The organism is Paraburkholderia sp. SIMBA_027, assembly GCF_046535315.1.
In the GTDB taxonomy this organism is placed as follows: domain Bacteria; phylum Pseudomonadota; class Gammaproteobacteria; order Burkholderiales; family Burkholderiaceae; genus Paraburkholderia; species Paraburkholderia tropica.
In genome coordinates, this window is record NZ_JAWRWY010001151.1 from 1 (window position 1) to 253 (window position 253).

General features: G+C 54.2%; 1 pseudogene. It reads left to right on the plus strand.

Annotated elements, in window-relative coordinates:
• Positions 1-156: 156 nt before the first annotated feature.
• Positions 157-253 (plus strand): annotated as a pseudogene (locus tag SB764_RS42750) (3-oxoacyl-ACP reductase); the annotation flags it as partial.

Sequence of the window (253 nt, forward strand, 5' to 3'; positions counted from 1 at the left end):
GATCGGCCGCGTCAGTCTCGACCAGTGGCTGGCGCAGGCTAAAAAGGGTTGATTGCAGGTTTATGCGAAACCTGAATCAACGTCTCTACATTTGCCTTGATCGGAGCCATCGGCCCGATCGGCGTTGAAGGCGAACAAAAATTTTCTGGGTAAAGCATGAGCACGTCACAAAAGGTTGTCGTCGTTACCGGCGCATCGCAAGGCATAGGCGCCGAAGTCGTCAAGGCGTTTCGCAAGCTCGACTACCGCATTG